This is a genomic window from Corallococcus sp. CA047B (assembly GCF_003612065.1).
GTDB lineage: Bacteria > Myxococcota > Myxococcia > Myxococcales > Myxococcaceae > Corallococcus > Corallococcus praedator.
In genome coordinates, this window is record NZ_RAWD01000311.1 from 1 (window position 1) to 11146 (window position 11146).

The 11146-nt window shown below is 72.1% G+C and carries 9 protein-coding genes; 4 read left to right on the top strand and 5 right to left on the bottom strand.

The features are described from left to right. Nucleotides 1-87 precede the first annotated feature (87 nt). From uvrA to D7X74_RS43235, 3 genes are all read left to right on the top strand, one after another. A complete protein-coding gene (uvrA, locus tag D7X74_RS33450) occupies nucleotides 88-5391 on the top strand; it encodes an excinuclease ABC subunit UvrA (protein WP_120537064.1) in 5304 nt (1767 codons plus the stop codon). A 34-nt stretch (nucleotides 5392-5425) separates the two neighbouring features. Continuing rightward, nucleotides 5426-5992, top strand: coding sequence for a glutathione peroxidase (locus D7X74_RS33455; RefSeq protein WP_199732944.1), 567 nt, complete (start codon nucleotides 5426-5428; stop codon nucleotides 5990-5992). 152 nt (nucleotides 5993-6144) lie between these two features. After that, nucleotides 6145-7290 (top strand): chemotaxis protein, encoded by a 1146-nt coding sequence (locus D7X74_RS43235; RefSeq protein ID WP_158622333.1) that lies wholly within the window; start codon nucleotides 6145-6147, stop codon nucleotides 7288-7290. Nucleotides 7291-7304: 14 nt separating this feature from the next. On the opposite strand, the gene D7X74_RS33465 is transcribed toward D7X74_RS43235, so the two are convergent. From D7X74_RS33465 to D7X74_RS33485, 5 genes are all read right to left on the bottom strand, one after another. Beyond that, nucleotides 7305-7889: a DUF4136 domain-containing protein gene (locus D7X74_RS33465; protein ID WP_120537068.1), complete on the bottom strand. Its 585-nt coding sequence runs from the start codon at nucleotides 7887-7889 to the stop codon at nucleotides 7305-7307. 129 nt (nucleotides 7890-8018) lie between these two features. Further along, the gene (locus D7X74_RS33470; RefSeq protein ID WP_370450832.1) at nucleotides 8019-8519 is read right to left on the bottom strand and encodes a hypothetical protein; all 501 of its coding nucleotides are present in this window, start codon (nucleotides 8517-8519) and stop codon (nucleotides 8019-8021) included. Then, on the bottom strand, nucleotides 8516-9040 hold the full coding sequence (locus D7X74_RS45115; RefSeq protein ID WP_120537070.1) for a zf-HC2 domain-containing protein: 525 nt from the start codon (nucleotides 9038-9040) through the stop codon (nucleotides 8516-8518). Before D7X74_RS45115 ends, D7X74_RS33470 begins: the two co-directional genes overlap by 4 nt. Further along, a complete protein-coding gene (locus D7X74_RS33480; RefSeq protein WP_120537065.1) occupies nucleotides 9040-9663 on the bottom strand; it encodes an RNA polymerase sigma factor in 624 nt (207 codons plus the stop codon). The genes D7X74_RS45115 and D7X74_RS33480 overlap by 1 nt, the downstream gene beginning before the upstream one ends. 128 nt (nucleotides 9664-9791) lie before the next feature. Then, nucleotides 9792-10268, bottom strand: coding sequence for a peroxiredoxin (locus tag D7X74_RS33485; RefSeq protein ID WP_120537066.1), 477 nt, complete (start codon nucleotides 10266-10268; stop codon nucleotides 9792-9794). A 121-nt stretch (nucleotides 10269-10389) separates the two neighbouring features. Here D7X74_RS33485 and D7X74_RS33490 point away from each other — a divergent pair. After that, the coding region (locus D7X74_RS33490; RefSeq protein ID WP_233602369.1) for a YcaO-like family protein at nucleotides 10390-11146 on the top strand (757 nt) is incomplete at its 3' end.

An 11146-nucleotide genomic window follows, 5' to 3' on the forward strand; every position in this document is an offset into this window, starting at 1 on the left:
CCTCCCAACCCGCCCAGGCATCAGACGGTGTGTTCCTCGACGTTGTGATTGGCGCCGGAGTGTCGGCTCGTTAAACCTCCGGCCGGCATGCACAAGACCCACCTCGTTGGCGCTCGCACCCACAACCTGAAGGATCTCTCCGTCGACCTGGCGGAAGGAGAGTTCGTCTGCATCACCGGCGTGTCCGGCGGTGGCAAGTCGAGCCTCGCGCTGGACACCCTCTACGCGGAAGGCCAGCGCCGCTTCGTGGAGAGCTTCAGTCCGTATGCCCGGCAGTTCCTCGAGCGGCTGGAGCGGCCGCCCATGGAGGCCCTGGAGCCGGTGGCCGCGGGCGTGGCGGTGGACCGGCGCGCGCCGGTGAAGAGCTCCCGCTCCACGGTGGCGACGCTGGCGGACGTGGAGCCGTACCTGTCCGCGCTCTTCACCCGGGAAGCGATGCCGGTGTGCCCGGACTGTGGGCTGGAGGCGGTCCGCACCGACGCGCGCGTGGCCGCCCAGGCCGCCCTGCGCGAGCACCCGGACGCGACGGGTGTCTTCACCTTCCCCGTGCGCATCCCGGACACGGCCGCGTTCCTGGACGCGAGGGCCCGCCTGCTCAAGGACGGCTACCACCGGCTGATGGTGCAGGGTGAGGTGAAGGAGTTGGAGACGCTCAAACCGGGGGAGTCCACGGACCCCGCGGGCGTGGCGCAGGTGGTGGTGGACCGGGTGAAGCTGTCGGACGCGAACCTGTCGCGCGTCACCCAGGCGCTGGAGGATGCGTGGGCGCGCGCGGAGGGCGAAGCGATGCTGCACCTGCCGGAGTCCGCGCCGAAGCGGCTGCGCCGGGGGCTGGTGTGTCCGAAGTGCGCGCGCGAGTTCGAGCCCGCGCGGCCGGGCCTGTTCAGCTACCAGAGCCCGGTGGGCGCGTGCGCGCCGTGTCGCGGGTTCGGACGCACCATCGGCATCGACTGGGGGAAGGTGATCCCCAACCCGTCGCTGAGCCTGTCGGAGGGCGCCATCCGGCCTTGGTCCGGGCAGTCCACGAGCTGGGAGCGGGACATGCTCCAGCGCTGGTGCCGGCAGAAGAACATCCCGCTCGACAAGCCATGGGAGAAGCTCACGGCCGCGCAGCGGGAGTCGGTGCTCGAAGGGTCGGGCGGCTACGACGAGGGCCGCGCCTATCCGGGCGTGCGCGCGTGGTTCAAGTGGATGGAGGGCCGCACGTACAAGATGCACGTGCGCGTGCTCCTGGCCCGCTATCGCGCGTACACGCTGTGCGACAGCTGCCACGGCGCGCGGCTCAACGAGCAGGCCCGCGCGTGGCGGGTGGGCGGCCTGGACCTGCCGGGCTGGCACGGGCTGGAGCTGACGGACGGCCTCGCGCGCCTGGAGGCGCTGAAGACGCTCACGGGGCAGGGGGACCTGGCGCGGCGCGAGCTCTCCGGCCGCCTGCGCTACCTGCAGCGCGTGGGCCTGGGCTACCTCACGCTGGACCGACCCGCGCGCACGCTGTCGGGGGGGGAGGCGCAGCGCGTGTCGCTCACCGCGGCGCTGGGCACGTCGCTGACGGGCGCGCTCTTCGTGCTGGACGAGCCCACCGTGGGCCTGCACCCGGGGGACGTGCCGCCGCTCACGGAGGCCATCTCGGAGCTGGCGGACCGGGGCAACATCGCGCTGGTCATCGAGCATGATCCGCTGGTCATCCGCTCCGCGCACCGCGTGCTGGAGCTGGGGCCGGGCGCGGGACGCCAGGGCGGGACGCTGTGCTTCGATGGCACCCCCGAGGCCCTGGCGAAGCGCCAGGATCTGCCCACCGGAAGGATGCTGTCCGGTGGCACGGAGGCGCCGCGCACGCCGCGCACCCGCACGGGCGAGCTGGTCATCCGCGAGGCGCGCGAGCACAACCTGAAGGACGTGTCGGTGCGCGTGCCGCTGGGCGTGCTGTGCGCCATCACCGGCCCCAGCGGCTCCGGCAAGAGCACGCTGATGGACGAGGTGCTCTACCGGCACCTGGCGCGCGGCCTGGGCGTCAAGGACGTGGAGGCCCCCGGCGACGTGGCGGCGGTGGAGGGCGGGGCGCAGGTCGAGGACATCACCTTCGTGGACCAGTCCCCGCTGGGGCGCACGTCGCGCGGCAACGCGGCCACGTACACCAAGGCGTGGGACCGGCTGCGCGAGCGCTTCGCGTCGGAGCCCGAGGCGGAGGTGCGGGGCCTGACGTCCGCGCACTTCTCCTTCAACGTGGACAAGGGCCGCTGCGAGGCGTGCTCGGGCGAAGGCTACGAGACGGTGGAGATGCAGTTCCTCGCGGACGTGGCCCTCCTGTGCGCGGTGTGCCGGGGCCGGCGCTTCAAGGAGGAGGTGCTCGCCGTCCGGCACCACGGCTTCAGCGTGGCGCAGGTGCTGGAGATGACGCTGGATGAGGTGCTCCAGCACTTCGGCGACGACGCGGCGCTCAAGCGCACCCTGGGGCCGGCGCAGCGCCTGGGCCTGGGCTACCTGCCCCTGGGCCAGCCCCTGTCCACGCTGTCCGGTGGCGAGGCGCAGCGGCTGAAGCTGGCGCGCGCGCTGGCCAGCGACGCCAAGGGCACGCTGTTCCTCATCGACGAGCCGAGCGCCGGCCTCCACGCGGAGGACGTGCGCCACGTGATGGCGTCGCTGCACGCGCTGGTGGACCGGGGCGCGAGCGTGCTGGTGGTGGACCACGACGTGTCGGTGATGAAGGGCTCGGATTGGATCATCGACCTGGGGCCCAAGGGCGGTCGCGACGGCGGCCGGCTGGTGGCGGAGGGCACGCCCGAGGACGTGGCGAAGGTGAAGGGCAGCGCCACCGCCGCCGCGCTCCGGGGCGAGGGCAAGCCGCTGGCCCGCACGGTGAAGCTGCGCAAGCCGGGCAAGGAGGTGCCGCCCGCCATCGAGGTGGAGCATGCGCGCGAGCACAACCTCCAGGACGTGTCGTGCCGCATTCCCCTGGGGAAGATGACCGTGGTGACGGGGCCCAGCGGCTCCGGCAAGAGCTCGCTGGTGTTCGACGTGGTGTTCGCCGAAGGGCAGCGCCGCTTCCTGGAGACGCTGACGCCGTACGCGCGGCAGTTCCTGCCCACGCTGCCGCGTCCGGACGTGGAGCGGATCAGCAGCATCCCGCCCACCGTGGCGCTGGAGCAGCGCACGTCCCGCGCGGGCGCCACCAGCACCGTGGCCACCGTCACGGAGGTGGCCCACTACCTGCGCCTGATGTACGCGAAGATTGGCGAGCCGCACTGCCCCAACGACGACACGCCCATCGGCGCCACCACGCCGGCGGCGCTCTTCGCGCAGATTACGGGGACGAAGGGTGACGGGCAGGTGCTGGCGCCCGCGGTGCGCGCTCGCAAGGGCACGTACCTGGATGTCTTCACGGCGGCGGCCCGCGCGGGCATCACGCAGGCCATCGTGGACGGGGAGCTTGCGTCCACGGACAACCCGCCCCGGCTGGCGAAGACGAAGGAACACGACATCGACCTCGTGATGTACGAGGGCCGGCTCGCGAAGCTGCCGCGCGAGGTGTTCGAGTCCTCGCTCAACTGGGGCAAGGGCGCCTTGAAGGTTCGCACGGGCAAGGCGGAGACGCTCCTGTCCAGCGAGCGCACCTGTCCGAAGTGCGGCACCGCCGTGCCGGAGTTGGATCCGCGCTGGTTCTCCTTCAACACCAAGCAGGGCCGCTGCGAGTCGTGTGAAGGCACCGGCGTGCAGGGCGGCGCGGCGGCGATGGCGGAGGGTGAGACGGCCCCGTGCAGGGCGTGCGGTGGCAGCCGGTTGGCGCCGGTGCCTCGCGCGGTGCGGCTGGAGGGGGCTCGCTACCACGAGGTGGTGCAGACCTCGGTGACGTCCACGCTCGCGCGCGTGCGCACCTGGAAGCTCAAGGGGGACCGGGCGCTCTTGGGCGAGACGGCGCGGCAGGAGATGCTGCGGCGGCTGGAGTTCCTGGAGCGCGTGGGTCTGGGCTACCTGTCCCTGGACCGCAACGCGGCCACGCTGTCCGGTGGCGAGATGCAGCGGCTGCGGCTGTCCGCGCAGTTGGGCGCGGGCCTCACCGGCGCGCTGTATGTGCTGGATGAGCCGACCATCGGCCTGCACCCGCGTGACACGCACCGGTTGCTCGACAACCTGCGCGCGCTGGTGGACACGGGCTCCACGGTGCTGGTGGTGGAGCATGACTCGGACACCATCCGCGCGGCGGATCACCTGCTCGACCTGGGCCCCACGGGCGGACGGGGCGGCGGCCACATCCTGGCCGAGGGCCCTCCGGACGTGGTGCTGGAGTCGGACTCTCCCACCGCGCTCGCGCTCCGGGCTTCCCAGGTGCGGCCACCTTCAGGGCGGGGCGAGCCCCAGGCGTGGGTGGAGCTGAAGGGCGCGCGCGCGAACAACCTCCAGCGCGTGGACCTGCGGCTGCCGGTGGGACGGCTCAACGTCGTCTCCGGCGTGTCGGGCTCCGGCAAGAGCACGCTCATCCGTCAGGTGCTGTTCCCGGCGCTGCGCGACCGGCTGGGACTCGTCACGTCGAAGCCCGGCGCGTTCGATTCACTCAAGGGCGTGGAGTCCATCAAGCGGGTGTTGTCGGTGGATCAGTCGCCCATCGGCCGCACGCCGCGCTCGGTGCCGGCCACGTTCCTGGGCATCTGGGACGAGCTGCGACGCGTGTTCGCGGCCACGCCCGAGGCGAAGATTCGCGGCTTCGGGCCCGCGCGCTTCTCCTTCAACACCGCGAGCGGCGGCCGCTGCAAGGTGTGCGAAGGGCAGGGCGCCATCTCCCACGAAATGTCCTTCCTGCCGGACGTCGTCACGCCGTGCGAGGCCTGCAACGGGGCGCGCTTCGATGCCGCCACGCTGGAGGTGCGCTACCACGGCCTCACCGTGGGCGACGTGCTCCGCCTGTCCGCGGACGAAGCCAAGGACGTGTTCCGCTCGCTGCCCAAGGTGGCCGCGCCGCTGGTGTGTCTGGCGGACCTGGGCGTGGGCTACCTGCAGTTGGGCCAGGGCTCCAACACGCTGTCCGGTGGCGAGGCGCAGCGCCTGAAGCTGGCCGCGGAGCTGACGGCCACCTCGCGTCACGAGCCCACGCTCTACGTGCTGGATGAGCCCACCACGGGCCTGCACCTGGGCGACGTGGAGAAGCTCATCACCTTCATGGGCCGGCTGGTGGACCGGGGCGACACGCTGGTGGTCATCGAGCACCACCCGTCGGTCATCGCGGCGGGCGACCACGTCGTGGAGCTGGGGCCGGAGGGCGGCGAGGGTGGCGGCCGCATCGTGGGCGAGGGCACGCCTCGCGACGTGGCGAAGCTCAAGACGCCCACGGGCCGGGTGCTGAAGACGGTTTTTTCCACTGAAGAACCCAAGGCCCGCGTGGCCTCGCGGGGACGGTGAAACCTTGAACTCCTTCCGGCATCCTGCGCACCGCATGCGAACCCCACTGCTGTTCACCGTCGCGACGGTGCTCTGTCTCTCCACGGCGGCTTCCGCCGCGGACCCGAAGCCGGAGAAGAAAGCCCCCATGTCCTTCCATCAGCTCTCCGCCAACCGGCTGGACGGCAAGCCCGAGAAGCTGTCGGACTTCCAGGGCAAGGTCGCCCTCGTCGTGAACACCGCGTCCGAGTGTGGCTACACGCCGCAGTACAAGGGTCTGGAGGCCCTCTACGCGGGCTACAAGGACAAGGGCGTCGTCGTCCTGGGCTTCCCCTCCAACGACTTCGGCGGGCAGGAGCCGGGCACGTCGCAGGAGATCGCGAAGTTCTGCGAGCTGCGCTTCAAGGTCACCTTCCCCATGTTCGAGAAGGTGAAGACGAAGGGCGAGGGCCAGTCCCCCGTCTACGCGTTCCTCGCGAAGGACCACGGCGAGCCCAAGTGGAACTTCCACAAGTACGTGGTGGGCAAGGACGGCCAGGTGAAGGCCGCCTTCCCCAGCAGCGTCACGCCTGACAGCCCGGAGCTGAAGGCCGCGCTCGACAAGGCGCTCGCGGAGAAGTGACGGTGTTTCCCGGTGCCGGGCCCGGTGCCTCCGGGGCCGCGCCGGGGTCGGGTTGAGCAGGCCGCGCCAGGTCGTCCGACTTCCGACGCGGGCGTCGTTCGTGGGGGCTGCTCGGCCGGGCGCGCGGACGTGCGCAGTTTAGGTCCCGGCCCATGACCCCGCGCTCTTCCTTCACCCGCTTCGTGACCGTGGTGCTGCTCGCGGCGCTCGTCGGCGGGTGTGCGTCGGTGGAGCCCCAGCGCTCGGAGCTGACGTCGCGCGTGGGCCGTTCAGACCTGTCCGTGGCGGCGCTGCGCACCCGCGTGCGCGACCTGGCCCGGCGCTTCTCTGGACTGCTGGAGGCCATGGCGGACGACCTCACCGCGCGCTCCGACTCCCCCAAGGTGGCCGGGGCCATGCTGCGCTTCAAGGCCAATGCCGTGCCCGCCGTGCAGAGCGCGCTCTTCCAGCCCGACCCCGTGGCCGCGCTCATCGATGCCTGGGCGCTGCTGGTGCAGATCCAGGACGCGCTGCCTCGCTACGCCCCGAACGCTCCGCCAGAGCTGGTGAAACACGCCGAAAAGTCGCTGGCGGACCTGGAAGCCGAACTTGAAGGCGTGTGGCGCGACGTCACCGGAGACGAGGACGTGTCGCGGGCGCGGGGCATCGTGCACGGGTGGGCCGCGGAGCATCCGCTGACCGGACCGCTCGTCACGCGCGAGTCCACCGCGCCGCTGCTGGCCTCCATCACCGAGGTCTCCGGTGGAGGCCTGCGCTCCACCGCGGCGGGGCTCGTCGAGGACACGCGCGATCTCACCGCGCGTGTGGACCTCTACGCGGGCAGCCTGCCCCGACAGGCCCGCTGGCAGGCGGAGCTGGTCGTGGACGACGCGATGCGCTCGCCCATGCTCCAGTCCACGCTGGCGGACCTGGGCCGCACCGTGGACCTGCTGGAGCGCGTGGGCGCGGTGGCCGCGAACACGCCCGCGCTCATCGACCGTGAACGCAAGGCGGTGCTGGAGGCGCTGCACAACGAGCGCCTGGGCCTCCAGGGCTTCGTCACCGAGGAGCGACAGGCCGTGCTCGCGGACGTGGGCCGCGAACGCCAGGCGGTGGTGGATGCCCTGCATGCGGAACGCGTGGCCACGCTCCAGCAGTTGGACGGGCTGGCGCGCGGCTGGGTGGACCACGCGTTCGACCGGCTGGGGCCCCTGGTGGACCGGGTCTTCCTCTGGCTCGTGCTGCTGGTGGCGCTGGTGGGCGTGGGCGGGCTGCTGGGCGCGTGGGTGCTCACGCGCGCCCTGCGGCGGGCCCGCTGACGCGAAGGCCGTGCCTACTTCGGCTTCTCGGCCTTGGGCGGGAAGCGCTCCAGCATCTTCTCCACGCCCTCGTCGAGCTTCTTGCCGGTGGCCTGGGCGCTCGGGGTGTCGCCCAGGTCCGTCTGGGCCGTGCCGCGCCACACGAGCGCCTTGGCCTTCGTGTCCACCACGTCGAGGATGAGCGTGCCCACGTCGTACTGGCGCACGTAGGTCGCCCCCCCGCCGTACGGCCCGTAGTACGAGCCCCAGAACGGATCCCACGGGTAGCCGTAGTAGTTGTCCACCGTGTCCGCGGACAGCCGCGTGTCGATGGCGCCCTGCCAGCCGATGAGGAAGTCCGGGTTCTCGCTCGCGTCCACCTTCCGGTAGCCACGCGACTGGAGGTCCTGGTTCACCGCCTCCTTCACGCGCGCGTCGACGATGGCGTTGTTGATGCGCGTGTCCTGGCTCTTCTGGGGCTGCTCCAGCCACGAATAGGTGCGGAAGTTGTCGATCCGCTCCACCGCCGCGGGGTCGTAGTTGGTGCCTACGTCGACGCCCGCGCAGGACGCGAGCCCCAGGCCCACCAGCACGGGAACGACACGGGACAGCAGACGCATGACGGCCTCCTCGGGGACGGGCATGCCCCGGGAGACGGGACACGGTCGGCTCCATGACGATGGGGTCGTCCCGGGAAGATGACCCGTTCAAGCCCGCCTGTCCGTCTCCGACGCCGGGGAGGGGCGTCTTCAGTCTCCGCGCGCTCCCTTGGCTTCCTTGCCCTTGAACCACTTCGCGCCCTCCGAGCGGGCCAGGACGACGGCCAGCCGCGCGCGCTTCTGCGGGGGCAGGTCCTTGGCGAGCGCCTGATACATCTCCCGCTCCAACGCGGCGATCTGCGCCCGCGCATCGAAGACCTTCTGCGCCGCCGCATCCACCTGCCCCAGCGCCGCGCCGTCGCCCCGCGAGGCCAGGTGCAGCGTGCGAGCGGACTCCCGCACCTGCTCGCGCAGGGGCCGGCGTCGCTCGTCGAAGCGGCGCAGCGTCTCATCCATCTTCAGGGCCTGCGCGCTGTCCAGCTCCAGCGTGTCCGCCAGCTCCAGCACCTGACGCAGCCGCTGTCGCTGTTCGGCCTTCGCCATGCGGTCGGGGTCGCGCGCTCCCGGGCCCTTCGCGTCGGGCTGGGCCAGGGCCATCATCGGCAGCGCGAACACCAACGCCCAGGTCATCCGCTTCATCGTCTTCTTCACAGTGCTTCTCCCGGGTCGTCGAAGTCGCCGTCCATCATGTCGTCGTCACCGTCCCAGCTGGCCGCCAACGCGTCCGCGTCCAGAGGATCCAACCCGGCCCACGCCTCGAACGCGGCCAGCGTCTCCGCGTCCAGGTCGTCGCTGGCCGCTCCCGCCACCTGCGCCGTCGTGCCCGCCCGGGGCGCCTTGAGTCGCTCCAGCGCGGAAGGGCCCAGCATCAGCGCCACCACCGCGGCGACGGCGGCGAGCGAACCCAGCGCCCGGCGTCCCATCCACCGGCGCGTCTGTTCCCGGCGCCACGCCGCCAGGGTCCGCGCGCCCAGGCCCTCCTGCGCTCGCGCCTCGATGGCCGTCGGGGGCGGCAGCGTCACCAGCCCCAGCACCTCCTGGGCGGCCGCCACCTCCGCCTGACAGGCCGCGCAGGACTCCAGGTGGGAGCGGAAGCGCGTGGCCTCCTCTCCCTCCAGCGCCCCGGCGGCGTGGAGGCTCGCCTGCTCCTCGTATTCCACGCACGCACCCATCACGGCTTCTCCCCTGGTGTCCCGGCCACGTCGGCCTTCAAGCGTTTCACCGCGTGGTGGAACTGCACCTTCGCGTTGTTCTCGGTGATGCCCAGCGTCTGGGCGATGTCCTTGAACGGCAGTCCGCCGTCCACCCGCAGTGTCAGCACCTCGCGCTGGCGGCGGGGCAGGGCGAGCACCGCCTGACGCACCTGCTGGCCTCGCTGGGTGCGCTCCAGCGCCGCCTCCACGCTCTCCCCGTGTTCCCCCGCGACGTCGTCCGTCACCGTTTCCACCAGCACCGGCCTCCACCGGAAGCCCTGCCGCGCGTGGTTCTTCGCCAGGTTGAGCGCCACCCGCACCAGCCAGGCCCGGAAGGGCGCGGGCGTGGCCGGGCTGAAGCGCGCGAACACCCGGCGCGAGGCCTCCAGGGCCCGGAGGAACGCCTGCTGCGTCAGGTCCGCCGCGTCCTCCGCGCTCGTGGTGTAGCGGCGCATCAGCGCGAAGACGAGCCCCCGGTGCCGCTCGAAGAGCTGGCCGAACGCCGCCGCGTCCCCCGCCAGGAAGGCCCCGCACAGGGCCTCGTCCGTGGGGGCCCCCGCGCCCTGTCCAGGCCGCGCCAGTCCTAGGACCCGTCCGCTCACATGGCCTCCAACCCGCCACGGCACGGAAGGTTATTTTCCGGGGGATTTCGCCCCGAAAATGCACCGGGCGTCCGGAATCCGGCACCGGCTCGGAGCAGGCGAGGAAGCGTGTTCCCCGGGCGCCAGCGTCAGGCGGAGGCGCTGGGGGCGCCGGGGGCGGGGTGCGTCTGGAGGTACTTCAGCACGTCGTCCAGGTGCCGGTAGACGCGCACCTCGTGCTGGATGACGTGTTCGACGGTGCCGTCCGTGCCGATGATGAAGGTGACGCGCCGGTCCACGTTGAGCAGGGGCCACAGCACGCCCCAGGAGCGGCTGATCCGCCGCTCATCGTCTCCCAGGAGGGCGAAGTGGATGCCCTCCTGTTCGGCGAAGTCGCACTGGGTGGTGAGGGTGTCCACGGAGACGCCGACCAGCTCCGCGCCCAGCTCGCGGATCCGCTCGTGGTTGTCCCGGAACGCCCGGTTCTCGATGGTGCACCCCACCGTGAAGGCGCGGGGGAAGAAGAAGAGCACCACCCGCCGGCCGCGCAGCCCCGACAGTCGCACCTCCTGACCGTGGCAGTCGGTCGCGACGAAGTCTGGCGCGAGGTTTCCGACAGAAATCATGCGGTGCGTGCTCCTCCCGGGGCAGCGGGGTCCGTCTTCCCCTACCACGTTTTCCCCGCCATCCCACGCCGCGCCGCGCCGGTCGCCCGGTCCGTCGGGAATCTGGCTAAGGTCTTCCATCGTGTTGCCTGCCAGGAACGAACTCGACGACCCCGCCTTCCGCACCGCGCTCGCCACCGCCCTGGGGGTGACGCGGGTGGCGCGCGTCACCGGCCTGGACCGCACCGGCGTGGAGGTGGCCTGCGCCGTGCGCCCCGGAGGCCATGTGCTCCAGGTCTGCAACGGCAAGGGCCTCACCTTCGAGGACGCCGCCCGGGGCGCGCTCCTGGAGACCGCGGAGCTGTGGGCCGCGGAGACGGTGCGGCCGGAGCGGCTGCGCTGGGGCACCCGCGCGGAGCTTGAACGGGCGGGCGCCCCCGTCTGGGGCGTGGAGTCCCTGGGGTCGGCGGGACAGGTGGCGGTGCCCAGGCTCGCCGGGCCGGACGTGCGGCTGGCGTGGTGCGAGGCACAGGACCCGCGCAGCGGCCAGTCCATCTGGGTGCCGGCGCAGGGGGTGTACTGCCCGCCATCGGGGACGGTGGAGCTGGGGCCGGTGTCGGTGGGCTGGACGACGAATGGCTCCGGCGCGCATCCGGACGCCGAGCGCGCCCTGCTGCACGCCCTGCTGGAGGCCACCGAGCGCGACCAGCTTTCGCGCGCGCTGCCGGAAGGGTGGACGGAGGCCGGCGTGGTGAAGCGCATGGTGCGCCCGGACAGCCTGCGGGACGCAGCGCCGCGCACGGCCGCGCTGTGGGAAGTGCTGCACGCGCGCGGCTTCCACGCCTACCTCTTCGATGTGACGCCCGCGCCCCGGGGGCGTGGGGGCGGTGGGGCGGTGG